At 36.0% G+C, this 26,127-nt stretch carries 26 protein-coding genes and 3 pseudogenes; 22 read left to right on the plus strand and 7 right to left on the minus strand.

The genetic code is table 11. From position 1 onward, the window contains the following. Window positions 1–124: 124 nt before the first annotated feature. Entirely contained in the window at window positions 125–697 is a 573-nt protein-coding gene (locus tag MKX49_RS10175; protein WP_340876316.1) for a M15 family metallopeptidase, read from the plus strand. Beyond that, window positions 694–963, plus strand: coding sequence for a peptidoglycan-binding domain-containing protein (locus tag MKX49_RS10180; protein WP_340876317.1), 270 nt, complete (start codon window positions 694–696; stop codon window positions 961–963). The genes MKX49_RS10175 and MKX49_RS10180 overlap by 4 nt, the downstream gene beginning before the upstream one ends. A gap of 95 nt (window positions 964–1,058) precedes the next feature. Here MKX49_RS10180 and MKX49_RS10185 read toward each other — a convergent pair whose 3' ends face one another. Beyond that, the gene (locus MKX49_RS10185; RefSeq protein WP_340876319.1) at window positions 1,059–1,367 is read right to left on the minus strand and encodes a hypothetical protein; all 309 of its coding nucleotides are present in this window, start codon (window positions 1,365–1,367) and stop codon (window positions 1,059–1,061) included. 256 nt (window positions 1,368–1,623) lie between these two features. Between MKX49_RS10185 and MKX49_RS10190 the strand changes: the two genes are divergently transcribed. Then, window positions 1,624–3,228, plus strand: coding sequence for a phosphodiester glycosidase family protein (locus MKX49_RS10190; RefSeq protein WP_340876320.1), 1,605 nt, complete (start codon window positions 1,624–1,626; stop codon window positions 3,226–3,228). A gap of 285 nt (window positions 3,229–3,513) precedes the next feature. Here MKX49_RS10190 and MKX49_RS10195 read toward each other — a convergent pair whose 3' ends face one another. Together MKX49_RS10195 and MKX49_RS10200 are read right to left on the minus strand one after the other, a co-directional pair. Beyond that, window positions 3,514–4,098: a TetR/AcrR family transcriptional regulator gene (locus MKX49_RS10195; RefSeq protein WP_340876321.1), complete on the minus strand. Its 585-nt coding sequence runs from the start codon at window positions 4,096–4,098 to the stop codon at window positions 3,514–3,516. Between the two features lie 7 nt (window positions 4,099–4,105). Beyond that, complete coding sequence (locus MKX49_RS10200; RefSeq protein WP_340876323.1) at window positions 4,106–4,858, minus strand: alpha/beta fold hydrolase; 753 nt, start codon at window positions 4,856–4,858, stop codon at window positions 4,106–4,108. A gap of 515 nt (window positions 4,859–5,373) precedes the next feature. Between MKX49_RS10200 and vanR the strand changes: the two genes are divergently transcribed. From vanR to MKX49_RS10230, 6 genes and pseudogenes are all read left to right on the plus strand, one after another. Next, window positions 5,374–6,069, plus strand: a complete 696-nt coding sequence (vanR, locus tag MKX49_RS10205; protein WP_340876324.1) for a vancomycin resistance response regulator transcription factor, VanR-F/VanR-M family — start codon at window positions 5,374–5,376, stop codon at window positions 6,067–6,069. Beyond that, complete coding sequence (vanS, locus tag MKX49_RS10210; protein WP_340876325.1) at window positions 6,062–7,186, plus strand: vancomycin resistance histidine kinase VanS; 1,125 nt, start codon at window positions 6,062–6,064, stop codon at window positions 7,184–7,186. The genes vanR and vanS overlap by 8 nt, the downstream gene beginning before the upstream one ends. A gap of 84 nt (window positions 7,187–7,270) precedes the next feature. Continuing rightward, window positions 7,271–8,134: a VanY-A/VanY-F/VanY-M family D-Ala-D-Ala carboxypeptidase gene (vanY, locus tag MKX49_RS10215; RefSeq protein ID WP_340876327.1), complete on the plus strand. Its 864-nt coding sequence runs from the start codon at window positions 7,271–7,273 to the stop codon at window positions 8,132–8,134. Between the two features lie 54 nt (window positions 8,135–8,188). Continuing rightward, a pseudogene (locus MKX49_RS10220) lies at window positions 8,189–8,571 on the plus strand (VanZ family protein); the annotation flags it as partial. A gap of 549 nt (window positions 8,572–9,120) precedes the next feature. Further along, the gene (locus MKX49_RS10225) at window positions 9,121–10,005 is read left to right on the plus strand and encodes a YitT family protein (protein WP_340878516.1); all 885 of its coding nucleotides are present in this window, start codon (window positions 9,121–9,123) and stop codon (window positions 10,003–10,005) included. A 96-nt stretch (window positions 10,006–10,101) separates the two neighbouring features. After that, entirely contained in the window at window positions 10,102–10,569 is a 468-nt protein-coding gene (locus MKX49_RS10230) for a CBO0543 family protein (RefSeq protein ID WP_340876329.1), read from the plus strand. 233 nt (window positions 10,570–10,802) lie between these two features. On the opposite strand, the gene MKX49_RS10235 is transcribed toward MKX49_RS10230, so the two are convergent. Then, complete coding sequence (locus MKX49_RS10235) at window positions 10,803–11,072, minus strand: hypothetical protein (RefSeq protein WP_340876331.1); 270 nt, start codon at window positions 11,070–11,072, stop codon at window positions 10,803–10,805. Between the two features lie 1,037 nt (window positions 11,073–12,109). On the opposite strand from MKX49_RS10235, the gene MKX49_RS10240 reads away from it, so the two are divergent. The 6 genes and pseudogenes from MKX49_RS10240 (at window position 12,110) to MKX49_RS10260 (ending at window position 16,455) form a co-directional block, all read left to right on the plus strand. Further along, window positions 12,110–12,436: a hypothetical protein gene (locus MKX49_RS10240; protein WP_340876332.1), complete on the plus strand. Its 327-nt coding sequence runs from the start codon at window positions 12,110–12,112 to the stop codon at window positions 12,434–12,436. A 67-nt stretch (window positions 12,437–12,503) separates the two neighbouring features. After that, window positions 12,504–12,608 (plus strand): peptidoglycan-binding domain-containing protein, encoded by a 105-nt coding sequence (locus MKX49_RS28410; protein WP_404826692.1) that lies wholly within the window; start codon window positions 12,504–12,506, stop codon window positions 12,606–12,608. Then, entirely contained in the window at window positions 12,608–12,796 is a 189-nt protein-coding gene (locus MKX49_RS10245) for a hypothetical protein (RefSeq protein WP_048683874.1), read from the plus strand. Before MKX49_RS28410 ends, MKX49_RS10245 begins: the two co-directional genes overlap by 1 nt. A 94-nt stretch (window positions 12,797–12,890) precedes the next feature. Further along, window positions 12,891–13,310 carry a hypothetical protein gene (locus tag MKX49_RS10250; protein ID WP_340876333.1) on the plus strand — a complete coding sequence of 140 codons (420 nt, stop codon included), beginning with the start codon at window positions 12,891–12,893 and terminating at the stop codon, window positions 13,308–13,310. 1,483 nt (window positions 13,311–14,793) lie between these two features. Then, a complete protein-coding gene (locus MKX49_RS10255; RefSeq protein WP_054399311.1) occupies window positions 14,794–14,991 on the plus strand; it encodes a hypothetical protein in 198 nt (65 codons plus the stop codon). 259 nt (window positions 14,992–15,250) lie between these two features. After that, a pseudogene (locus MKX49_RS10260) lies at window positions 15,251–16,455 on the plus strand (IS110 family transposase). A 267-nt stretch (window positions 16,456–16,722) separates the two neighbouring features. On the opposite strand, the gene MKX49_RS10265 reads toward MKX49_RS10260, so the two are convergent. Continuing rightward, window positions 16,723–16,914, minus strand: a complete 192-nt coding sequence (locus MKX49_RS10265) for a hypothetical protein (RefSeq protein WP_101226107.1) — start codon at window positions 16,912–16,914, stop codon at window positions 16,723–16,725. A gap of 92 nt (window positions 16,915–17,006) precedes the next feature. Next, entirely contained in the window at window positions 17,007–17,954 is a 948-nt protein-coding gene (locus tag MKX49_RS10270; RefSeq protein ID WP_231892157.1) for an IS110 family transposase, read from the minus strand. A 715-nt stretch (window positions 17,955–18,669) separates the two neighbouring features. Between MKX49_RS10270 and MKX49_RS10275 the strand changes: the two are divergent. From MKX49_RS10275 to MKX49_RS10290, 4 genes and pseudogenes are all read left to right on the plus strand, one after another. After that, window positions 18,670–18,920: pseudogene (locus tag MKX49_RS10275) on the plus strand (recombinase family protein); the annotation flags it as partial. A 63-nt stretch (window positions 18,921–18,983) separates the two neighbouring features. Further along, entirely contained in the window at window positions 18,984–19,946 is a 963-nt protein-coding gene (locus MKX49_RS10280; RefSeq protein ID WP_340876335.1) for a helix-turn-helix transcriptional regulator, read from the plus strand. 76 nt (window positions 19,947–20,022) lie between these two features. Beyond that, window positions 20,023–20,655, plus strand: coding sequence for a type 1 glutamine amidotransferase family protein (locus MKX49_RS10285; RefSeq protein ID WP_323599650.1), 633 nt, complete (start codon window positions 20,023–20,025; stop codon window positions 20,653–20,655). 127 nt (window positions 20,656–20,782) lie between these two features. Further along, the gene (locus MKX49_RS10290; protein WP_340876338.1) at window positions 20,783–22,054 is read left to right on the plus strand and encodes an Ig-like domain-containing protein; all 1,272 of its coding nucleotides are present in this window, start codon (window positions 20,783–20,785) and stop codon (window positions 22,052–22,054) included. Window positions 22,055–22,393: 339 nt separating this feature from the next. On the opposite strand, the gene MKX49_RS10295 is transcribed toward MKX49_RS10290, so the two are convergent. Then, window positions 22,394–22,933, minus strand: a complete 540-nt coding sequence (locus tag MKX49_RS10295; RefSeq protein WP_340876339.1) for an ECF transporter S component — start codon at window positions 22,931–22,933, stop codon at window positions 22,394–22,396. Window positions 22,934–23,142: 209 nt separating this feature from the next. Between MKX49_RS10295 and MKX49_RS10300 the strand changes: the two genes are divergently transcribed. The 3 genes from MKX49_RS10300 to MKX49_RS10310 all read left to right on the plus strand — a co-directional run bounded on the left by MKX49_RS10300 (window position 23,143) and on the right by MKX49_RS10310 (window position 25,766). Then, the gene (locus MKX49_RS10300) at window positions 23,143–23,991 is read left to right on the plus strand and encodes a pyridoxamine kinase (RefSeq protein WP_053346497.1); all 849 of its coding nucleotides are present in this window, start codon (window positions 23,143–23,145) and stop codon (window positions 23,989–23,991) included. Between the two features lie 321 nt (window positions 23,992–24,312). Next, window positions 24,313–24,897, plus strand: coding sequence for a hypothetical protein (locus tag MKX49_RS10305; RefSeq protein ID WP_340876341.1), 585 nt, complete (start codon window positions 24,313–24,315; stop codon window positions 24,895–24,897). 689 nt (window positions 24,898–25,586) lie between these two features. Further along, window positions 25,587–25,766, plus strand: a complete 180-nt coding sequence (locus MKX49_RS10310; RefSeq protein WP_340876343.1) for a hypothetical protein — start codon at window positions 25,587–25,589, stop codon at window positions 25,764–25,766. Window positions 25,767–26,127 lie beyond the last annotated feature (361 nt).

Genomic DNA, 26,127 nt, shown 5'->3' on the forward strand with positions numbered 1-26,127 from the left:
ATTGACGGTTAAATTAGAAACTTTATTGGATCGTTCAGAAAAGAATATGGGCAGCGGAATTCATCCAGTCGTAAAAGAATCAGCCTTGTAAATGGTTAAACGGGCATACCAAGAAGGCATTTTCGTGCAAATCAGCGCAGGTTTTCGGTCTATGGAAGAGCAAGCAAAGCTATATGGTCAAGGTCGCCTAGGTTATATATACGATGGTAAAAACTATAGTGATTTATCGAAACCGAGAGTGACCAACGCGATGCCAGGTCAATCTTATCATAACTATGGACTAGCCATTGATTATTTCATCGTCAGCGATGATGGAAAGAATGCCATATGGACAGTTGATGCAAAATGGAGACGTGTAGCGGCTATTGGTAAATCCTTGGGCTTTGCATGGGGCGGGGATTGGTCAAACTTTAAAGATTATCCGCACTTGGATATGACGGGCGGACTGACGTATTCTCAGTTAAATGCGGGAACAAAGCCTAGACTGATATCAAAAGTGAATGGAACCACTCCACCAGCTACACAAGTCGAATCTGAAGTCATTGTAAAAGATACACCAGCAAAGGACAGCGGCAATCAAACTATCAAGTCCATTCAGAGGACATTAAATAGCAGATATAGTACAAAAATAGATGTTGATGGATATTATGGTCCCAATACTAAAAAAGCCCTGATCAAGGGTTTTCAAACCAATTGAATAAACAATATGGTGCAAAGATTAAGGTTGATGGAATATGGGGACCCCAAACAAAAGCGGCTTCACCTAATGTTAGGGAAGGGGCGGAAGGGAATATCACTTATATCCTTCAAGCTGCACTTTATTTGGAAGGACATAATCCACATGGCATGGATGGTATCTTTGGAAGCGGAACGGAAATAGCTGTGAAGGCATTTCAAAGGGACAATGGATTATCTGCAGACGGCATCGCCGGTGAAAATACCTTTGCAAAACTATTTGGATGATATTTGAAATGGAATAGAACTATTATGCTTAAAATTAGCTTAGCAAAAAAGCCCTATGAGGGCTTTTTTTGTAAAATGAAAAAATAGCAGTCATTTTAAAAGTGAATATCCCAATCGTTTAAGAATCGAAGGATAAGAAACGTAAGAATACATATGGGGACAAGAAATGTAACCGCATTTACGAAATGAAAGTACTTTAATGCGGAATGCTTTTTGACTTTAATCACTAAATAGAAGAATGATGAAGTTGCGATCAATGGGCATAACAAGCCAAGATCAGTTAAAATGCTTGAAATTGGGTGGTTCATAACACTAAGTCCAATAAGGAATGAAGCAAGGCAGATAACATTGATAACCGACAAAATGGTTGGTATTAACAACAAGTTCTTTTTTACTGTCTCCATAAATTTCGCCTCCTAGGAGATAATCCCACACATATCTTATAATATTCACGATGAGCCAGCAAAACTTTTGATTAACTGTATACAAAGACAAAATACTCAAAATTTATTCAATCCAAATTTGAATTGTAATATTTATCGAGTATTTATACTCATTTTTGTTCACTTAAAATTGACTGAAATATAATAGTTTTTTTAATTTTCCATCACATTTAGACAATAAAGTTAAAGGAGGACATAACTTTATTGGAGGAAAAAAATGAAAAAATTATGGAAAAAGCCAATTTTGCCTATCGCCTCTATTGGTCTGGCATCTGTGATGTTTGTAAATGCCATTCCCGAAACTCCAGTTCAAGCAAAATTGAATGTTCAATCACAAGTGCAAACGAAAAATCATTTGCTTCCGCTTGGAACCCCAAATTTGCAGGAGAAAAGAACTTCCATGAATCTAGCACCAGGAGTAAAGTATACCAAAATCAATCGTGGTGAAACATCTTCTAAAGACTTTTATACATTGGATGTGGCATTTGTAGAAACCCAAAAGCAGGCAAAGAAATTGTTGGAAAATTTAAAGAAAGACGGTTTCAAAAATGCTCATATCATTAAAGAATCGGATCGGGCCGTGGATGACCGGAAAAAGGGAGCGCTTGGGTACATTGTTCGCATCGGTCAATATCAGCTGGAAGCGGATGCAGCCGAAATGAGAAACAAGTTATCTGAAAAGGGATATACGGGACTTCGGACTGTGTATACGGGTGAAGACGGAGAGAAAACAACAGGACCATGGGTAGTGAACGTCCTTGAAGTGGATCAGGATCGATTTCATGGGCATGTGGTGCCTGAATTAGCTAATGGTGCAGTGGCAGGAAAAGAAACATTGACCCAAATATCTGATAGAAAGGATGCCATTGCAGGAGTTAATGCTGGATACTTTGTTATGGGAGAAAAGGATGGAACACCAGGCGATCTTGCCGGTATACTCGCAAGCAAAGGTCAACTTGTCAGTGAAGCTATAAATGGCCGTTCAGCTCTGATTTTATCTACTGTTGAAGAGAAGGCAAACATTGCATCTGTGTCCACGTCGATACAGGCTACTTCATCTGATGGTGCGGTTAGGGAAGTGGATGGGTTAAATCGGAAGCCAGGATTAATCCGCAATTGTGGCGGTGTTGGAGGAGATACGACAACAGAACGGGCAAAACATGATTTTACTTGTAAGGATGAAAGTGAACTTATTCAATATACGTCCGTATTTGGAGAAAAAACAGAATCGGGCGACGGTATGGAAGTGGTAGTGAATCATGCCGGGGTAGTGGCGGAAATCCGAAACAAGCGTGGGGGAGACATTCCAAGCAGTGGTTCTGTTCTTGCGGGAACGGGTGAGGCGGCAAAGTGGCTTCGTGACCATGCCCGACAAGGAATGAAGATTCAAGTGAAAAGTAAAATCATCGGGGATGGAAAGCAATTAAAATTAGACCAAACTATAAGTATGATCAATGGAGGTCCTCGATTATTGGAAAACGGAGAAATTTCCATTAATGCCGTAGAGGAAGGCTTTCACTGGGAAGAAGATCCAGGGTTTTATTATCGTTTTGGGGAACGTCGTAATCCAAGAACGCTTGCAGGAATCAAAGAGAATGGCAATCTATTATTTGTCACCATTGATGGACGCGCACCTGGATGGAGCGTGGGAGCTAATTTTGAAGAAAGTGCGAAAGTCATGAAGTCATTAGGGGCAGTCGATGCCATCAATCTTGACGGCGGCGGATCGACGACCATGACAGTTGGGGATGACCGAGTCACAAGACCATCTGATGCAGCAGGTGAACGCCCGATTGCCGACGGTATTCTGTTAGTAGAATAGATGGGCAGAGATTAACGTCTTCATTTATCGTTTTAGTTCAAGCCGGCCTTCACGAAAAAAATCTCTTCAGTTAGGTTTCTGAAGAGATTTTTTTATAACGGGATCATCTTAACAAGATCACAAAGAATCCAGCTATTAATTGTTAGAACTTTAGGCATAAAATAGGGCCTATAGATAATCATGGAGATTTTTTTGTTGACGATCTCATTTTTCTCCATATTAGCACCCGATTGTCTAAGTTCCTCTATTAATCTTTATTCAAGATATGACTTATAAAACGGTAGACTAGTTACAAAACTCCCTTATAATCTGGTTCTTTATTTCTTCTACCGGAAACCCTGGTTGATAGGTGGATATCATCAACATAATTCCTTGTAGCACAGATGAAAAATATAACGATCGTTTCCTTGGATCCTTTTCACCCATACTTTCAAATATTTTACATTGAAACTCAAATTGTCTAGCATTTTCTTCAAGTATGAGATGACTGTATTTTATCAACTCTTCATCAGACTCTGGCTGAGTTTGAAGGTGTAGATAGAACCGGTGGACTTCTGGTTTTTGGAGGATATTATCAATGGCACCATTGATAATATGTTCAAGCTGTTCACGAGGTGTATTTAGGGTGAACGCTTCTTCCATGACTTCCACCACTTCCCTGATTCTGGCGTCGACCATTTCAGAAAGCAGCTCTTCTTTTCCTTTGTAATAGTTATAGAGTAACCCTTTCGAAATGCCCGCCTGCTTGGCTATATCGCTTATGGAAGTAGTGTAATATCCTTGTTTCATAAATAACTCCATGGCTGCAGCGCGAATTTTTTCTTTGGATGCTTGGCGAATACGGTCATTCTCTTCTGGTGTACGTGGCATTTTGTCTTCAATCCTCCATAAAAGCAGTGAATTCTTGATATAAAACTTCAGAATGGGTGAGGGGCAGCATATGATCGGCATCCTCTATTTCGATGAAACGGATGTTTGGAACCTTTCGGAAACAATCGGCAACTCGGAAATTATCTGCCAAGTCCTTTTTGCCGATAAAGAATAAAGTTTCGGTGTTCAATTCTTCTAATCGTTCCATTGCTGGCGGCTGTGGCCATATCATGCAGAATTCAGCGGGCCACTTACGCATGCGCCCGAAATGATGCCTGAGCATTTGGACAGTGAGATCTTTGTGCGGACTATCTATAACAACTTGATATGTTGGTGAATGAAGGGCAAGCTCTAACATCTTATCTATATTGGGGGCACTTTCCAATATCTTGTTATGATATTGTTCAAACTCCTTTGAATAGGGAAAACCAGTTAAAGAAGGAGCAATTAATACAAGTTTCGATACCCTTTCTGGGTAATTAAGGGCGAAATCAGTGGCAATCTGCCCGCCCATGGAATGACCTATAATCGTTGCCTGATTAAGTTCCAGGTAATCCATTAGTGCCAATACATCCTCTACATAGTTTGCATGTTTTATGGGGGATGGGGATTTTCCGGCACCACGGCCATCAAAAACGATCACTTGGTAATTTTCAGTTAAAAGAGATGCTAAAAATGTCCATTGCCTTAAATCAACACCACCACCATGAATAAGAACAACAGGAAGCCCCTTGCCATTAACCTCGAAATGTAAATCCAATGCAACCCCTCCTTTTTTATCACTGAATTTTCAGATTTATTTTATTATTGAATGAACGTTTAGTCAATAGAAATTGCAATTAAATTTTGAACAACTGTCTAAAAGTATTAACTTTTGTATAATGCTGATTTTACTATTAATGTTAATCTAATGTTTATGTAAAGTGTCTAAAATTCACTTTAATCTTGGATATTAAAGCTGTAACATTTTCACCTTAATGGGTGATGTTACGTTTTTTAACAAATTTGTTAACGAGATCACCCCGTTTTGGGACCTTTCATGAAAATGATACTCCCTCTTTTATTTATGTATTCGTAGCTTTTTTCTAAACAGGTAGGCGGATACTAAACTTGAGGTATTGCGTTACGAACTACAAAGACTTATATTCAATAATCGGGCAGCTTGTGGAATAAACAAGTGATAATTGAATTCGGCAAAAACAGCTGATTTTTTTATGATACAACTTCGTAACACTTATTGACGATTAATGATAACTTTTTCTAGGGGTGGAATACATGGAAAATATAAAAATTTTAATAGCAGATGATGATGTTGAGATTGCTGATTTGGTTGCTATACATTTAGAGAAAGAAGGGTATCGTGTCATTAAGGTATCGGATGGGCAAGAAACCATTGATGTTATCCAGACTCAACCAATTGATTTACTGATTTTGGATATTATGATGCCGAAAATGGATGGATATGAAGTTACACGTCGCATTCGCGAAAAACATAATATGCCCATTATTTTTTTGAGCGCTAAAACGTCTGATTTTGATAAAGTGCAGGGACTCGTGATTGGAGCAGACGATTATATGACGAAACCATTTATACCCATTGAATTGGTAGCTCGGGTAAATGCACAGCTGAGGCGCTTTATGAAATTGAATCAACCTAAATACAAACAGAGTTCAAACTTGGAATTTGGAGGATTAACGATTTCTCCTGAACAACGTACAGTTACTCTATATGGTAAGAATATTGAGTTAACACCGAAAGAGTTCAAAATTTTATATTTATTAGCCAGTAATCCAAATAAAGTCTATAATGCAGAAGATATTTTTCAGAAGGTATGGGGGGATGCATACTATGAAGGTGGGAATACCGTTATGGTTCATATTCGTACTTTGCGGAAAAAACTTGAAGAGGATAAACGAAAAAACAAATTGATAAAAACTGTATGGGGGGTAGGTTATAAATTCAATGGGTAATATTCTACGAGGCTTTCGTTCAAAAATGATCATATTGTTAGGTTTAAGCATGTTGTTGTCTAGTGTCATAACATATTTCCTCTTTAAAGTACTCCAATTGTATTATTATACAAATGTTAATCATGGAGATACACTAGCTTATTTTCGCAAAATCACACAAAATATTGGAGACCTTAACGTCTTTTTGCTTTTATTTATTACGCTTTCGATATTATTTTTCTTTTTACTTACAAAACCCTATTCTGCCTATTTCAATGAGATTTCAAAAGGAATTCATTATCTCGCTCAGGGTGACTTTAAGCATCGAGTTCAAATATTGTCAAATGATGAATTTAGTGATATTGCACAAGGCATTAATCTGGCAAGTGAAAAGTTGGAACAAGCCATAGAAAGGGGCGACTTTTCGGAGAGTAGTAAAGAGCAATTAGTGGTTAATTTGGCTCATGATTTGCGCACACCTCTTACCTCTGTTTTAGGTTATTTAGATTTAATCCTTAAGGATGATAATTTGACTGAAAATCAGATCAGGCATTATTTAACGATTGCCTTTACCAAATCTCAACGCTTGGAAAGGTTAATTGATGAATTATTCGAAATAACTAGGATGAATTATGGGATGTTACCAGTTGAAAAGAAACAAATCGATTTAAGTGAGCTTCTTGTTCAATTGAAAGAAGAATTGTATCCTGTCTTTGAGAAAAACGATTTGATAGCAAGAATGAATATTACTTCCCCTTTATCTATTATGGGTGATGGAGAGTTATTGGCACGTGTGTTTGAAAATCTTCTGATTAATGCAAATCGCTATGGGTATGAGGGGCAGTTTGTAGATATCAACGGTTTTATTGATTCAGAGGAAGTGGTTATTCAAGTTATCAATTATGGGGACGCCATTCCTCCAGATGAACTGCCTCATATTTTTGATATGCTTTATACTGGTGACAAAGCACGAACTCATCAAGAAAATAGTACAGGTCTCGGTTTATTCATTGCGAAGAATATTGTAGAGCAACACAATGGGACAATATCTGCCGCAAGTGATTTAATACGCACTATATTTGAAGTCCGATTACCAATGGCGGAGAAGAATAATAATAAGATCCATGTGAAAATTTAAGAAAAATTTAATGTTTACCCCACTTTTTATTTTAAAAGTTTTTCCTATCCTATAAACAAGTTACATCAAGGAGGAGACTAAAAAATGAAAAAGTGGGGATTTTTATTGGTTTTTGCATTATTTCTAGTTTTTCTTTTTAAGATATTACCGATATTCCAAGATAAAGTAGAGGATCAACTTTATGAACAAAATGACAATACAGCTATTGAAAATTCTCAAAAGATTGAGATTACAGAAGAGCAGATCCATCAAGGGAATCTGCTTTTGGTTAACAGTGAATATGCTGTTGAACAAGCTGGCATAAAATCGGATATCATAAATTTATTTACACACAAAGAATTAAATACCGGATACGAGTTATTTAATAATGAAATAAAATTATCAGAAGAAATGGCTGAAAAATTTTCGGAGATGATAGCTGCGGCTGAAGAGGATGGGGTTAGTAATTTCTTAATTAACAGTGGTTATCGAGACTTTGATGAGCAAAACAAACTGTACAAGGAGATGGGGGCTGACTATGCTTTGCCAGCCGGGCATAGCGAACACAATTTAGGATTAGCACTCGATGTAGGGTCTACTCAAATGAAGATGAAAGAAGCACCTGAAGGAGAGTGGATAGAAGAAAATTCTTGGAAAAACGGCTTTATCTTACGCTATCCCGCGAATAAAACGGATATTACAGGAATTCAATATGAACCATGGCATATTCGCTATGTCGGCTTGCCTCACAGTGCGATCATGCAGGGAATGAATTTAGCTTTAGAAGAATATTTGGATTATTTAAAAGAAGAAAAGAGCATTTCTATTAGTGTTGAAGGGAAAAAATATACAATTTCATATTATCCCATATCTCAAAACGGGACAATTGAAGTTGAAGTACCAGCGAATGAACAGTATGAAATATCTGGTAATAATATTGATGGAGTGATTGTGACCACATTGAATTAGGTTCAAAAATGATAAAGTCATAGGTTTCAATGTAAAGTAGGAGACGTATTCTATCTGCTTACACTTACAGTTTTTTATACTTATTTTTGTACTATTATTTTTTGTATTGTGTTTCAAATTGTATTTTTTATTAAAGGCGCAAAAGGATTTATCTATTAATCATTTTCTATGGGTGTATGTTTTTCTTTTTCTACCTTTCACTTGAAATCAATTCACTACCATTTTCTTCTGAAGGTATTACTACATATATTTTGAACCTTATTCTATTTATACCGTTAGGTTCTTTATTGCCAACTAATTGGCCGCAGTTAGAACAATTAAAAATACTGCAGTGCTGGGTTCTTTTTTTCATTGGCTATTGAGCTAAGTAATTGCAAAATCATAGGATTACGGATATTAATGATTTACTTATGAACACCCTAGGCGCGATTATTGGACGTTAGCAGGTGGGGATTTTGGTTCACTCTCATCCCGTTTTAATATAAATGGCGGAATCATACTAAACCCTGTCAATGCAGGGATATACATATCTGCTACTAAGTACACATTCAGAAGAATTGCCATTATCAATGTTATTTTAGAGACAGGTTCAGCTCTGTATTGTATCCAAACTGCAAAATCAGGTACAGGAGCTATTTCAGGATGTTACGCTTCAGCATATGTGAGTCCTAACAATGCTTCGTCAGTATTAGGGGTTCATCTGATTGGTTAGTGGATTTATCAGGTAACTTCGCTGCAGCACCCAACGATTGTGCAGATGGCTCTACTTTTAGAGGGAATGGAATATTCAGAATTAGAAAAGCTGGTGCTTGGGTAACGATGTGAAAACCAATAACAACAATCAAACGCTAACAAGAATAGCGGTTTTTATTTTGGCTAAATTGGGAAGATGGAACAAAGTTAGAACTTCTATATTCAAAGTTATTTTTCATGATTTGATATTAGGATATAATAATAATAAATGAATAATAAAAGGTGTGATTTTTCTGACGGAAGTTTTACCACTTAAAAAGCAGCATAAAAAGTTACCTCCTTTGGTAATTGCCCAACGGATCATTCTTATTACAATTGGTGCTTTGCTTATGGCCACTGGATTGGAAATCTTTTTAATTCCCAACCATGTAATTGATGGTGGTATTACAGGCATTTCAATTATGCTTTCTCACATTACCGGTATAAAACTGGGAATCTTTCTTTTTCTATTAAACCTACCATTTGTATATTTGGGATATAAACAGTTTGGAAAAACATTTGCTATATCTACTATATATGGAATTATAATGCTTTCCATTTTTGCGACATATTTTCATCCTATCCCACCCTTCACTGAAGATATCCTTCTTGCTACAATTTTTGGCGGGATTTTTTTAGGTATAGGTGTAGGAATAGTAATTCGTAACGGTGGTGCTCTTGATGGTACAGAAATTCTTTCAATTGTAATAAGTAAAAAAGTGCCTTTTTCTGTTGGCGAAATTGTTATGTTCATCAATCTATTCATACTTGGTTCTGCCGGATTCGTTTACACATGGGATAGAGCTATGTATTCAATTTTAGCTTATGTAATAGCTGCTAAAGCCATTGACATTGTTATTACTGGAATGGAAGAAACAAAGTCAGTGTGGATAATTAGCGATGAAGCAAGAGAGATAGGTGATGCAATCAATAGCCGATTAGGACGGGGTGTAACATATTTACATGGTGAGGGTGCTTTTACTGGAGAAGACAAGAAGGTTATTTTCTGTGTAATTACCAGACTTGAAGAATCCAAGTTAACTACAATTGTTGAAGAAATCGACCCTTCATCTTTCTTAGCAATGGCAAATATCGCGGAAGTACGTGGAGGAAGATTCAAAAAGAGAGATATTCATTAATTTTAACCACACAGGAAGCGCTCGTAACTTGAGTGCTTTTTTGCATACCTTTTTAACAGGATGGGAATAATGTAGTAAAAAACATTGGAGAAGAATATGCACTTTGTATTTATTGCTCTTTTTTTATTAGCAGGAATTAAATGGGGCGATTGGAGGAGATGGCAGGATTATTATCCGACCATCTTATTCTTTATTATCGGTGATCTTCTATATAGTTGTTTACTCTATAATCATCAACTGTGGGCTTATCAAGAAATATTTTTTGGTGTACACATCCTGAGAAATGACCTAATTATTTCGCTGATTATTATGTTTATGGCGTATCCTTCAACAATTATGATATACCTTGGTCGTTTCCCTCAATCGAAACGGAAACAGTCATTTTGGATTGCCTTTTGGGTTTTTCTGTATTCGACAATCGAATTAATTAACCTTAAGTATTTAGACTTGATAAACCATTACAATGGTTGGAATATTTGGTGGTCTGTGTTGTTTAATATCGCTATGTTTTCAATACTTCGAATACATTATAAAAAACCCTTATTAGCTTGGGGGTATCTATAGTATGGATATTAATTTTATGGAATGTGTTAAATATACCGATTGAGAAAATTAAATAAAAAGTGTTTTGGAATCATTAAGTCTGAAATTTTATTATTAACAAAATTTAAGTCGTCCCAAAAGGGTGGCTTTTTATTATGTAATGAAAGAGATGGAAAACATAAGAAAAAGTAGACATCCACTTTAACCAAGTGATGTCTTATTCTTTTTTAGAATGTAATACACAGAAAAGGCACTTAACCTAATTGGTCGAGTGCTTTTTGTGTCTTTTTTAATACTTCTTTATTTTTATTAATGAAAACTTTATTTCTTAATATCATTTTTTTATTATTAAGCTCATTATTTAGTTCGGTAGTATTGTTCAGTTTCTCTAGAAGTGAGATTATTGATGGCATTGCTAATAATTCATGGAAAGCTATGTTTGTTTTAATAGATAAGATTTTTAGCTCAGTAAGTTGACGAGGAGATAAAAAAGACTCAAATGGTTGCCTTTCATTTATTTCCATGATTGTATCCTCCATATGATGTGAATTATTAAATTGTGATTTAATTATAAAATAGATAAGTTCAATAAATGTATTAATCATGTAAAGATTTGATGAATAATGCCCTACTGGCGAAGTTAACAATCTCAAACAGGAATTTATTGGGATTTATTCGGATGATTAAAGAGAAATTAAAACGCAAAAGAATTATTAGAGAAGGAAAATACTTAAACAAGACGATTTTATTCAAATAGACGAAGTAGGCTTTAAAACTTGTATTTGGGCTGTTGTTGGGATGACTGTTGCTACTTTAATAGTTCAAGACTTGTATAAATCAGGAGCTTATTCCGCTTGCCACAAATGGGGTAAAAAGAAGCCTAAAGTTAAAAAGGCTTGTAAAGCACTAGGATACTGGTAAAATATCCGAAACTAAGGGGGAAACACATTGTTTGACATACCTGACTTTTCGAGAATAAAAATGCTGAAATTATCGTTACATTCTTTGCTTTTATGCATTTTATTAAGCTTAGTTTGTTTAATTATCAACGATGTTTTTTCAATTATCGTTGATAAAAGAATTAATTTAAATTTATTTTTTATTCCAATATTCATGGTCTTTTGGCTTTTGATAGCAATTAAGAAACCAACATACCAAAAATGATTTCTGTATAGGAGTCTGGGCACAATGCTCAGGCTTTTTTATTTGTCTAACTAAGGGAGTGTTAACCGTGAATCATTCCATGCATGATATGATCCGTATGACAGAAGGCTAGAGACTAATTGAGTATTGGACATTAAGGGAGAATGATTTAATGGTAAAAATGTTGAGGTAAACAAGTCTGTGTACATTCCGAGTATTGAAGCAGAAACAATCTTCGATATGAGTGAACACGGATTGGGGAATAAAACCAAGTATGAATATGTCGGTATGATTTCTTTGTAACTTGAGTACTCAAGTTACGGTCACATAAAAAATGGTTAATCGAAAATGAAATAGCGAAGAACGGAAAAGTTATATTTCAAACTGATGCAGTAATCAATATCAAATTAAAAATAAAATGAAAAACGGTAAACAATTCACTGGCTTCGCATGGGGTGGAGATTGGAAAGGTTTCTGCTATCCACCGCATTTTGAAATGACAGGTGGATTAACAGTAAAGGATTTACAAAATGGTCGACCTGTATTTAAGGACGTACCAGTAAAATCTGGAGTTACTAAGCAAGCCGTCGGAGAAATTGATTCGCATTGGGGACTACATACTACTGATGCTATGAGAAGATTTCAGAGTGTATATCTTCCGAGAGAAGTCGATGGCGTGTACGGTTCAAACAGCCGAGCTGCATTGTTAAAACAATTAAAAAATAAAAATTATATGGCAATATAGCAAGGAACAATTAAATTATTATACTGCCCCCCCAAAGTGATTCGCGGTCGGCGTTAAGCCTGACGGTATCTACGGTAAAGCAACGGCGGCAGCGGTCAAAGTGTATCAGAAACGTAAGAAGCTTTCGGCTGACGGAATAGTTGGCGCGAAGACTTGGGCGGTGATGTTCTGATGATGACGATTATCAAGCGGATTAAATTCCAGTATCTCTTTTCCTTCGGACTGCTGATCGTTTTGTCGGCGGCCTTATTTGTGTTTTACGGCGATGAGCAGACGCGGAACCTTATTATCGGAGCGCTTGTGATGAACTTCGGACAGATCACGGGTTCATTCTTTCCGAAGAAACACGAAGATATATAACGATTAACTGCGGAAGCCTATGGAAAAATGAACCCTTTCATAGGCGGATGCGTACATATAATTATATGACAAAATTAAGAGGGAAGGTGCTTTTATGGGATTTTGGAGACAGGTTATTAAACCTCGGATTCAAGTCAGCGTATTGGCAGGCGGTCACGTATTAACTGGTGGTGTCGAAGGTAATGAAAGCGTTAACAGAATGACTATAATGAGGTGGGGGCAGCCAGGTGAGGTCAAGGTTACAACTGCATTTGGACAAAAACACTTCAAACTTTCCAGGATTGAGTGGGAACATGGTGAAAGTCGAAACGTCGGGAAATCTACAAACAGCTCGATTCTAAGTACTGCTCTTGTAGGTTCAGTCGGTGCAATCACTGATATAGCAGTCCGAGCAATGAAAAAAGAAACTTCAAACGCTTACCTTTATTTATTCGACGAAGAAGGCGAGGAGTACAAAACCCTTATTCAGTGCACAAAGGAGCAATTTACTGAAATATCGCGCATAATTAGCTAACCTCGGCCACTAGGTCGGGGTTTTTCCAATAATCTACTTAGTTCGCTCTCCCTGCGCCATGTTAAACTTATAGACGAGGTGAATTACGTTGTTCATATCGCCAATGCTATTACACAAATCCGATGATCCGTTCGACTCCTCTTAACGGAGCTTAAGGTATCTCCATAAATGTTCATGTACATTATTTAAAATTATATCCATATGCTTATATAACATTTGTTTTCGTCTAATTGATTGTGTGTACATAATTATTTCACTGTACATAAATAGCAGATATTAACGGATATCTTTGTACAGAAATTTCTTAATGACAACGGCACCAAACTTCGAAGTCTGTATTTCGGTAATCTATGGTGTGAGGTTTTATCCATTGAATTTGGGGTTAGTAATGAGGATATCCTGAATAATGTAAAAAACAATATCTCTAATTATATCGACCTAGAAAAAAGTATTAGTCAAAATGATATTGATTTGTGGGATTTTAATATTGAAAGTGAAGAAGCAAGAAATATAATATTATAAAGGCAGCTTTAAAAATTGAATACTATGAACAATTGATAAAACTAATAGAGAAATGTTTTTTTGAACGTAGGTACAGCAATTATTCTTATTTAAGAGAAATTAATGAACTAATAATTTCAACGACTGATGACCAGATTAGAGATAGCCTAATAAAAAGTTTAAAGGATAATCAATTCTTTTTTCCTATTCCTTCAGGGAAGATTTCTACAGAACATTGGGACTGGTGCCATCTAATTATTAGGCTTATAGCACACATTAATCGATATTGGGAAAATGAAAATTATTATGATGATTTTACATCACATATTTATAGTTTAGAAATAGTTAAAGAAGATAAATTACTTCAACATAGATTAAAAATTCTTTTTGGAAAAGTGTATCAGAGTTAATTATATTTTCTTGTTAAACTAACAGGTGCTTTACTTCAATAAGGAAGGTTGCTGAGGCAGCTTTTTCTTATGCAACTATCGGGGCAGCTTAATGAAGAAGGTATAATCAATTAATCAAGGATATGAGGAACACGGGGTGAAAAGTAATGTATCAATTCCAACACGAGGTACAAAGAAAAGAAAAGATATATAAGGTATATGTCATTTTATTTATTATATCCATATTGATAAATGTAGTTTTATTCTTTGTAGATGGTAGTATCTTTCGTGGAATAGTCAGTCTCTTAGTTTTTTCTATTGTCCTTCACTATGGTTTACGAAAGAAAGTCTGGGCGGGATTAATCGTAAAATGTATGGTATGGATACATATAGTTTTATTGTTTATTATGTTTCTAACTATGATAATTAAAGTTATACAGTAAGTTCCTTTTTCAACTAACGGTTAGTTGAGATTCAGAGCTGCCATGTGGTGGCTTTTTTGCTTAATGAACTAAAGGGGCAGGTTAGTTCAACAAGGAATAATGCATTTGAAATAGAATTTATATAGTACGTCAATTAAGGAAGAAGGCTGAATGATATTGATTAATACAGTTTTTTCATATGTTCTTCTCGGTGTGATAATTTTCTACGCCTTGGAATGGGCAGCTGTTGGTTCAGGTTTTAAGGTACTAATTGGTGGGTGTTTTGGTTTACTTTTATATATAGCTATTCATTTTAGTAAGAACAAAAAAATAATGAGTGATATGGAAGAGCTCGATGACAGGCAATAATATCCTAACAGGTGCGTTCGTATTATAAGGTTAGCCAGTTTTTACTGGTTGACCTTTTTTTAATAGAATCTATTATATCAGTAGCCAGGGTAGGACGTACGGGTGCGTGGGACTTGATCCCGTGAACTAAACTGTCCGCCCCCTACTTGTAGAAACATGTTTGAGGCTGGTTGGGACACAGATCTCGTATAACAAGCGAAGCTATGACACTACATGGAGGGCTAGGGGTACTGGTTAGTAAGTAGAGGAGGAAAAAACAATGAATCCAGTTGTTGGTCTGGATGTGGCAAAAGGAGAGAGCCAAGTTCAGGCATTTTTAGATCAATCTAAACCGTATGGGAAGAGCTTTTCAATGAAGCATATCAAAGAGGAGTTAGATCATTTTTTAGAATTTCTAAAAGAAATTGAAGAGGTGACAGGGCAAATGCCTATGGTCATTTTAGAATCTACAGGGCATTACCATTCTCCTGTTATTCAATACCTGGAGGAACAAGGGGTTCCATATATCTTACTAAATCCGATTATTTCTTATCAGGCAAAGAAGTCCAGCTTACGGAAGGTGAAAACGGACGCTATCGATGCGTACCAGTTGTGTGTGCTGTATTACAAAGAGGATTTAGAACCTCATAAAAATAGAGGAATTCAGCTATTAGACCTTCGGAATTTGTCCAGACAACAGGAAATCGTAACGAATATGTATGTGGAAGCTAAACTTCAGTTTCACACCATTTTAGATCAAGTGTTTCCTGAATACCGGAAGGTTTTTGGTGATCTATATTCAAGGGTTTCTTTATTGATATTAAAGGAATATCCCACTTCAGAGGCGGTATTAACAGCCGGGGAAAGTAAACTAGCAGAGAGTGTTATAGAGTTCTGTCCTAGCCGATCGGTTCAATGGGCATGGGAAAAAGCAAAAAAAAATAATGGACTCCGCGTCTCGAAATCCATTTCAAATAAACGTGTATCAAAGTCACGTAATCAATCTTCGTATGTATATTGAGTTGCTTTTTCATTACCAGGGACACCTCTCTGAGTTGGAAGATCGTATAGTGGCCCTGGCAAATGAACTAGAAGAATATAAGATCATCCAATCGATTCCCGGTATCGGAGAAAAAATCGCAGCCACGATTATCTCTGAAATTGGTGAAATCGATCGGTTTAATCACCCGAAAAAACTAGTTGCCTTCGACTGGAGTAGATCCAAGTGTTCACTCATCAGGTAAGTTTACGGCAACCATTAATCGTATTACGAAAAGAGGTTCGAGCAGACTACGTCATTCTCTGTATCTTGCCGTACTATGCGGCATAAGGAGTTCAAGGAACAAAAAGCTTAAAGCCTTCTTTGATAAGAAAAAATCGGAAGGAAAGCCAGCCAAAGTGGCGATCGTTGCCTGTATGAATAAACTTCTTCATTGGGTTTACGCTTTATTAAAGAGAAAAGAAGCATTCCTAGATTTATCCTGATTAACGATTTTGTGAAACAGAGAAAAATCCTTCCAAAAGGGTTTTGGAGGGTTATTTGTCATGGCCAAAAATAGTATATCATAAGGGAAATGAAAATTTTAGAGAAAGATATTGACATCCTATTAGCTGGTTTAGCTGAAGATCAGAGATGTCTTTAAGGCAGCTTTTTTGTATGAAAACACAATAGTAAAAAGCCATGCTAAAATAAACCCTCCATATTCTCATTTTTTTGATGGGGGTAAATGTACTATGTCGTTATTTAACTGGTTATGCAGTTTGTTGTTCAGATGGAGCGATTGTATAGCCTTTCTTTTTTAGGTATTCGATCATTTTTAATTCTTTGTTATTTTGTTTTTCTTCAAGGTAATTTGAGCCTAGTTCATGATAAGGTTCTCCTGTTTTTAAGATGTTGTAAGTAATCGTTAATAGTAAATGGGCAGAAGCGATTCGTCCCTTCATTTTCCCCTGTCGTTTAGTAATCCTTTTTCGATGTGAAGCAATTCTATTATTTTGCCTTGATGTTGCTAATACACATTCTACGGCCATTGTTTTTAAAGCTTTATTTCCTTGTGTGGTTTTACTCGTTTTTTTTTACCAGCACTTTCGTAATTTCCAGGACTCACACCAGCCCAAGAGGCAAGATGTTTAGCTGACTTAAATACGGACATATCAACACCCATCTCCGCAATAAAAGTGGCTGCGGCAGCTTTGTTCACACCAGGTATACCATCCAATAATTCTACTTCCTTACGATAGGGGGACAGGAGTTGATCGATTTGTTTTTCCAATTCTTCTATGGTTTGTTCTAAATAACCCATATGATCCCAATGGTAACGCAACATATCACGATGATGACGGCGAATACGACCATTAATTGCACTTGCAATGTCAGTTATACTTGCTTTTGTTCGCCAATCCACCATTTTTCGAAGACCATCGGTCTCTATTTTTTCACCATTTAGAATCGCTTCAAGGATACGACGTCCCGATAAACCAAAAATGTCTGATAGAACGGATGTTAGCTTGATATTAGCATCTTGAAGGATTTTGTGAATGCGATTCTGCTCTGATGTGCGATGATGAATCAATTTTTTTCGATAACGAGTAAGATCTCGTAAATCACGAATATCCTCTGGTGGGACAAAATTGTTTTCAATAAGTCCGCATCTTAGAAGCTTGGCAAGCCATTCGGCATCTTTCACATCAGTTTTACGCCCTGGAACATTTTTGACATGTCTGGCATTGGCAAGAACAAGGTGAAAAGAACCTTCGAGTATATTCCATATTGGTTTCCAGTAGACTCCGGTACTTTCCATCACAACATCGGATACCTGCAGGGTAGCGAGCCAATCACTTAAAGCCAAGAGTCCCGTTGTTGTAGTTGAAAAAGTTTCAATAGAGGTCTTTGGCTTTTTATCTAATGGACCAAATAATACACAGGCTACTACTGTTTCTTGGTGTACATCTAGGCCAGCACACCGTTCAATCATTGCTTCCATAGGAGAAATCACCTCAAAAAAAATTAACAATACATATGACAGGAGATTTGTTACAAAAATTTTTGTATACGTACTAGTAGTACACTAAATGGTTCTTCCATACTGTCACAACCAGTTTCTTATACAGGGTATCTTCCTTAAGATCCACCAAAAAAAGTTCAGCCTGGTTGTATTGTTATTTTCCATTATTGTCAAGGGGTTAATGGGTTAGACTCTATTTTGAGTTTAGATTTTCGTAGTAGATGGTGGCGGCGAGGAGCGCCGCCATAGGAGTTTCTTATGGAACTATCGGGGCAGGATAGTTCCATAAGAGTTATAATTTAAAAGGAGAATATTTACTTGATCCGATACTTAATAGGGAGGACTTTTCCTTTGAAGATAACAAATATTTCTTTGGTTACATTTGCTGTAATCATTACAGTTTTAAATCACTTTGTTTCTCCAATTTTCTTCGATGAGGGACCTGATAGTTTAGGGCTGGCTTATCAATACTTTTATTAGCTATTGCACTATTAAATCATCTTAGGGAAAAATAATAATTGTACTAATCGGTTGCTTGATATTATTAAGCTTTTTTCTTGTTGCACTAACAGATGTGTTAACTGAAGATATCGGAGCTGTCTTTATGGCAGCTTTTTCTTCTAACGGGGCAATTTAGTTGAAGATGGAACCACCCATTTTTTAGCAATTCACTTAAATTCGATGGCCAACCGGGATACCGAAGATGGCGGGTGTAAACCAATTAGAACGTGATCTTATCCGTATGCGGCAGCGTGAAGGGATTGAACTGGCTAAGAAAGAAGGAAAGTTTAAAGGTCGGTTAAAGAAGTACCATAAAAATCATGCAGGAATGAATTATGCAGTAAAGCTTTATAATGAGGGAGATATGACTGTAAATCAAATTTGTGAAATTACAAATGGTCTAGGGCCTCATTATATAGAAAGCTATCGGAAAGGAACAGTTAATGAGTTATACCAAAAATCGGAAATATATAATAGAAAATAAATTCCATATAGAGGTGGAATTATATGCCTAAAATTGACAATATGTTAGCAATTCTATGGATGCTTCGTTCAGGTGAAAAAGTTACTGCAAAACAAATTTCAGAAAAGTTAGAGATGAATATAAGGACTGTGTATCGTTATATTGATACAATTTCAACAAGTGGCGTACCTATAATTTCAGAACCAGGACATAACGGTGGATACACTTTATTGAACAATTTTATTGAGGCTCCTCTTTTTTTTGATTTTGAGGAGCAAACTTCACTATTTCACGCTGCTGTTTTTGCAGAAGAAGCCGGATATTATGGAAGTGAAGCACTAAATAGGGCCATTTCAAAACTAAGTAAATACTCAAATCAAGAGCAGGAAACAAAGATAAACCAACATTTAACTAGTCTTGAAGTAATAAGTCGATTAAGTTCAATCTCTATGGAACCTTTTTTGAAGGAGTTGGAGCAGGCCGTAGCTGACGGGTACTCAGTAAAAATTCTTTACCATAAAAGTGGCGAAAAGCAATTAAATTATAGATTGGTCGATCCGTACAGAATTATCTATTGGAATAATAAGTGGTATGTGATTGGATTTTGTCATCTTAGGGATGATATCCGTAGTTTTAGAGTAGATCGAATTGAAAGTCTAATGCTAACCGAAAATAAGTTTAACCGGCCAGAAAATTTTTCAGCACGTGACTTTTTTATGAAAAACCTCCTTCCAACTATAGAAGATAAGGGAGGGAATACTTCTTTAATTATTAATGGGAATACAAGGACGTTGGGAGATATTTGCCAACATTGGTTTTTAGGACATTATTTACAAGAACGGACTTCAAATCAAGCAGTATTTCTTCTTGAAAAGGATATGATACATACATATGTACCTTATTTACTTTTACCGTACGGTAAATCTATTCAAGTTATTGAGCCAATAAGTCTAAAGAAAAGACTTATTGAAGTTCTGTCGGAATTAATAAAATTTCATCAAGTATGATAACTTCCCTGACGTTAGCTGTCAGGGAAGTTATATTATAATTGGCTATATCAATTGTGATTGGGAGTGTTATTGGATGCAAACAAAAAAAGTTTATCTATATGTATTTAACACAATGTCAGACTGGGAATATGGATATTTAATTGCCGAACTAAACACAGGAAGATATTTCAAAAAAGATATAGCACCTTTAAAAGTAGTTACAGTAGGAGCTAATAAAGAAATTATTACTACGATGGGGGGACTGAGCATAAAACCAGATATTCCCCTTGATGAGTGTACTCTTGAGAGTAAAGATCTTTTAGTTTTGCCTGGAGGGAATACTTGGGGAGAAGCTATTCATCAACCAATCATGAAAAAAATTGGCGAAGCTTTAAAGCTTGGCACTATTGTTGCTGCAATTTGTGGTGCAACTGAGGCCCTTGCGAATATGGGATACCTAGATTCTAGAAAGCATACAAGCAATAACTTAGAGTATATTAAAATGGTTTGTCCTAATTATAAAGGAGAAAAATTTTATGAGATGGGACCTGCGGTATCTGGTGAGAATTTGGTTACTGCATCAGGAGTAGCTCCTCTGGAATTTGCGATGGAAGTACTGAAAAAATTAGATGTATTTGCACCAGATACATTACATTCATGGTATAACCTAAATAAGACTCACAAACCTGAATACTTCTTCCAGTTAATGAATTCAATAAATAGATGAGCTAAAAAAATCAACTTAGCAGATTTATATTAGTTTAAATAATTACCATGCTTTAGACAATGTCAAAGCATGGTTTTTGAATATAACTTAAAAATGCTTATGGAGTAATGAAAAAGCCCTCAGTGATTTGTCAAATATTGAAACATTAAATCTAGCTGGTAATCAAATCAATGACGTATCATCTATAAACACATTATCTAAATTACACACTGTGAATCTGACTCAAAACTACATAGTGGAAAATCCACTCAATATTGAAAAGATGATAGCAGATCAAAATTTTTTATCAGATACAGCTAATCAATACCAGGTGTCTGTTCCTGAATCAATCCGTATTGCACTAGGGACCAGTCTAGACGTTCCCTTGTCATGGACTTACGACGGCTTAACGCTAACCGACCTCTCTAAGACTCACTTTAGCCAAGTTAAACCTGTGGTTACAACCTCTGAATCTGGACTTCAGATTGATTCTGCATCCATTCAAAAGGTGTCATTAACAGGTCAAGAAGCTGGAACATACCAAGTAACCATTGAACCAGTTCCAGGATATATAAAAACGGTATCAGTCGAGGTTGGCGATTTACCTGAACCACCAAACTTACAGCCCCTTTCCATTCTGAATACGTCTATTACAGGTACAACCAAACCTGGATATACCGTTCATGCAATGGTTGAGGGGAAATCGTATACGGGGACAGCAGATTCGGAAGGTCATTTTTCGATACCAGTCCCATCCCTATACCAAGGTACTAAAGTAGAAGTAAGGGTTGCTGATGCAAGGGGAGTTGAGAGCGATCCTACGTATATTACAGTTGTTGATGGAGTAGCCCCTAAACTGAATGCTGTTACCGAACGTCTTCAAGCTGTTACTGGCTACGTCATCGATGGGCACAAGACCGTCCGCTTACTCGTAAATGGGGTTCCTCAACGAATTGCAACGGTGGAGGAAGACGGGTATTTCACGATTCCAACTCGTTTCATTAAAGTAACGGATACGATAAGCCGCCCTATACGGAATGCCGATCAGATTACAGTGGATTATGGACTGCGGACCCCAGAACATTTACAAGCTCATATGAAGGTGGGGTGGACCATTACATCTCCAATAAGGGTTAACACCGTTGAATCAAAGGCGGACTATGTCACTGGTACAGCCGAAAAAGGGACACAGACGTTGCGTCTTGTGGTCAATGGAATCCCTCAACGTGTGATTACACCTAAACAGGCTGGGGCTGGAAAAATTGAAAAAGACGGAACATATCGCGTCTATAGTCGTTTTGTTGTCACGAAGTCAGGAGACGTACGCCGTCTTCAAAAGGGAGATGTCGTAACGATCGATGAAGGCGTCCAAATTAATGGACAATACACGTCAAATAAAAATGCGACAACAGTTCAATAATACGAAGAGATGTATGGCCAAGGGGCATACTCTCCTTGGCCATACATGAGTTCATAAATGAGAAAGATCGGAGACCTATATGCACCCGATTTACAGCAAAGTTGGAATCGTATCCCTATTCATGATATTGTTCTTCTCACTTTATACGACTGCTTATGGAGAAACGTGTGAAACGAAAGAAGACATCTATATTCAAATAGATAAAGTCTTGTCGTGGTCATCTAGTTTACCCTCTGCATGCAGAGTACCGATAAAAAGGGAGGCAAACCAAACATAGCCCCCAAATACACCATCCATGTAGTATTTGGGGGCTACTTGACGTTTACCTTTATAGCGAATTTACTTAAAATAAGGAACCTTTTTCAATGCCACACAAACTGGAACGGCAACGATAATTCCTAATATATTTTGAACGAGATCTCCAGGTATCGAAGCTAAAGGTGCAATCCAATTACCGTATAGAATCCCTTCACCCATATAATAAACAGCTATCATAAATGGAATGGAAACGATTGTTGCTATTACATTGAAAGCAATGCTAGTACCGTTGCGACCCTTTGACCAAGCAATTTTACCAACTATATATCCTTGCAAACCACGCGCCACAATGGTGATAGGTGCCCACAATGTCCACCCTCCAACTATATCAAATAACCCCATTCCTATCGCACCAGCAAGAGCTGCTTTTTTAGGACCAAATAAAATAGATGCAATAAAAAGCATAGCTGTTCCTAGATGAACTAACCCTCCATTTGAGGCAATTGGCAGTTTAATATTCAAAAAGAAAGTAGATAGGAACACAAGTGCAATCAACATTGCGGTAATAATTAAATCCATAGTTTTTTGACTTGACCTTGAATAACTTTGTGTATTTTGCATATCTGTAAACCTTCCTAACTAGTATTTTCCTATGATTTTAGCAAAAGACTGGTGTCTATAAAAGTGTCAATTTATTAAAAAACTATGAGGTCAGTTGATAAATAATACAGATATTATACGTATTGAAAAGATAGAGGAGATGACTGTTTTTAGCTGATTTATGATAAGATAAATAAAGTTTAAAGTGGATAGGCCATATGGAGGTTATTATGAAAAAAGTTGCTGTACTACAGGATTTATCATCTTTTGGAAAATGTTCATTAACAGCTGCAATTCCGGTTCTTTCGGTCATGGGCGTGCAGGCATGCCCTTTACCAACTGCCATATTGACTGCGCAAACCGGATATCCAAGTTTTTTTTGTGAAGATTTTACATCCAAAATGAAATACTTCATAGAAGAATGGAGCAAGCTTAATGTAACCTTTGATGGAATCTATACCGGCTTCGTTACTGGTGAAGAGCAAATTAATAATATTTTCCATTTTTTAGATAAATTTTATACAAAAGAAACCATTTTACTTGTTGATCCAGTAATGGGGGATATAGGAGAAGTCTATAAACTTTTTACCGATGAATTACTGGTACTTATGAGAGAACTGGTGAAGCGTGCAGATGTCATTACACCAAATGTTACAGAGTGCTGTTTATTAACCGGATTGTCTTATGAAAAGCTGCATAGCTATTCAAACGAAGAGGACTATATTAAAGCGATAGAAGAAGCAGGGAATATGTTGCAGCAAGAAACGGGAGCTCAGGTTATCATCACTGGAATGAATCCACCGTCAGCAGATTCAGAGAAGCAGTTTATCGGAAATATGTATTTGGACGGAAGTAGAACCTTTTATAGTGCGACGCAGTATAACGGTGAAAGCTATTCAGGTACTGGTGATTTATTTGCATCTGTGATTATGGGAAGCATGATGCGTGGAGAGAACCTAGAAAAATCCGTACAGCTCGCAGTGGCATTCCTGACAGAGGCTATCAATGATTCCTCCTTGGAGCAAATTCCTAAAGTAGAAGGAGTTAACTTCGAAAAATATTTACGAATGTTATTATGAATGCTTTAAAAAATGGAAAAAATAGAGTAACAAAAGCTCGGCTTTTTGACTAACCGAGCTTTTTGTATAAATCAAATAGTACTTATATTTTGCCGAATATTGTAAAAAATCACTTGAATAATAAGGAAACTTTCAATTTACCTCACAACAGCCAGTATTTATGTTCGTTAAAGTTTGAAAATATTTAACTTCCATAGACCTTTACTTCCGGCCTTACCACATTTGAAGATTTTGTTTATGAAAATCAGTAACTCTTAATAAATAGAAATTAAAGTATAATAAACTAAGATTAAATGTAAAGGGGAGTATTTTAAATGGGGAATGAAAGATTTGGATAATATGTTAGGCAATATATTGCAGATTGTTGGTGCGGTATTAACACTTACTTCAGGATTGTTGAAACAAATGGATTTTGAGAAATTGAAAGATATAGTGTCGCTACGCTTCTATTCATTCCATAAAGATAGGGTGGCTAGGAGAAATAAATACTATATAAACATAGGTGTTTCCTTAATCATCATTGGATATATTTGTGCTACAATGGGGTGGAATCTAGAAGAACCAAAGTATTACCTTTGGGCTTTTTATGCTTTAATAACTTATGTTTTTTTCATTATTATATTGAATTATATAATGATAAAAAAACAGGGTCTTGTTTCGAAATTTGCATACACATTTTGGAGTTTTTTTTGGTTTTTTGCAGCAATAGGTAGTGGTGTAAGTTTAACTCAGTGGGATTCTACTCACAAAGCAACTTTTACTGGATCTGAGAATGGTTTGCTATCTTTTCGATTTTTATCCTTCATTGTTACAAGTTGGCTATTATATATAGTTTTAATTTGGTTGATAGATATTTTTTCAAAAATAAGAGCAAAAAGGTTACTTAATAATCAAAAATCATTGTAAGGACTTAACTAAAATGTGTCCATAGAACTATACTAACTCCAAAAGCCTCTAATTTTAGAGGCTTTTTATTTTGAGAAATATTGTTGACTTCATGTAAGTTTTTTATTCCACTTTGTATAAATATCAAAAATGTAGTTGAGTAAAAATAAATTTTTATTCATTAAATTGTATATTTATTACTTGAATACCACCTATAATGTTAATTACGTATTGGACTTGGAGGAAATTACACTTGTAGTGAATAATTTTATACATGGCACTTTAAATACTGAAATTAGTGGGTATTGACCATCATTAGGAAAGGGAATATAGTTACTTTAACAGCAAGATCAAGATTCACAACAGAGTATAATTCAATTGAGGAGACGTAAATGTGAATGAATAAAAGGTTTAATAATATGCATGAAAACACCATTGATAAATGAAATTATAAAGAATGAAGTAAGTTTTTATGTACTTTTAAATAATTATCAATTCGTATTTGCCAAATGAAAAAATACCGCTACAATTAGAACTGTAAGGAAGAAACGACAAAATGACAAGACCATTTTGGTATTGTCTTAGTTTCCTATATTCTTTTTTCAGTATTTTGAATAAGAAAGGCAAGTGGAAAGGGCCATTTCTATAAAAAGAATTATATCAACAAGTTTATAAAAGGTCAACAAATAGTATAGAAAGGAGGTGTGAACATGGTGAAAAAAGAAAATCTAATATTTTGTTATGATGTGGTGCTACATAGAAAAATCAAACGTGAAGGCTATTCGTATCTTACTGCAGCAATTAGCCTATCCGATAGGAAGTTTTGGCTATATCCGAGATGTAGCGAAATTGATAATATCATGAAAGAACATACTCAGGCGTCAAATTAATTAATTATTCAATTAAACAATTAAACAGGAGGATGCGTATAGAAGAAACTGCTCAAAAGAAAAAGTTATACGTGCATGTGCCTACTCACATTGTTAGGAATGAGGATATTTACTTAAGCAATGATGAATTTGCAATGTATACACGACTTTGTTTTTTACATTTTAGAAATCCCAAGGAAAAGGGAAATATATTGAATTTGGATCATCGTAAACTGATGAACTTTTTGAAGATAACCGACACGAGAACTTTTAAAAAGAGGATTAACCACTTACATAGTTTGGATTTAATTAAGAACAAAATTGAGAAAGTCCCCACAAAAGGGCAAATAAATATCGTGGTCAATGAGTCAATCGCAGAAAA

It is taken from the genome of Peribacillus sp. FSL M8-0224 (assembly GCF_038003055.1).
Lineage (GTDB): Bacteria > Bacillota > Bacilli > Bacillales > DSM-1321 > Peribacillus > Peribacillus frigoritolerans.